Source organism: Gilvimarinus gilvus, from assembly GCF_030518155.1.
Lineage (GTDB): Bacteria > Pseudomonadota > Gammaproteobacteria > Pseudomonadales > Cellvibrionaceae > Gilvimarinus > Gilvimarinus gilvus.
In genome coordinates this window covers 1-325 of the sequence record NZ_JAULRU010000851.1, presented here as the reverse complement: position 1 = coordinate 325, position 325 = coordinate 1, and the positions used below count along the sequence as shown (strand labels likewise).

The window sequence follows — 325 nt, the reverse complement described above, 5'->3', positions numbered from 1 at the left end:
TGGTGCCGTGCCAGCCAGCCGGGTCGACAGCGTGGCCCGGGTGCTGGCCGATCGCAGCCTTGGCCAGACCGATGAAAAAACTGCCAAGGACTTGCTCGAACAGGTGGCACCGGCCAACCCGGCGTCGTGGGTCAGCCTGGCGCAATTGCTGTACGAGTTCCCCGAACTGGGCGACACCGACCAGTTGCTGGCCTACATCGACAAGGGTCGCGAAGCCGAGCTGCCACGTGCCGAACTGCTGCTGGGCCGCCTGTACTACGAAGGCAAGACCGTACCGGCCGACGCCAAGAAAGCCGAACGCCACCTGCAGGCGGCCGCCGACGCT

Annotated in this window: 1 protein-coding gene; it reads left to right on the top strand. The window is 66.5% G+C overall.

Translation table 11 applies throughout. The features are described 5' to 3' along the window. On the top strand, window positions 1–325 hold a 325-nt coding region (locus QWI17_RS23565; protein ID WP_502553150.1), incomplete at both ends, for an SEL1-like repeat protein.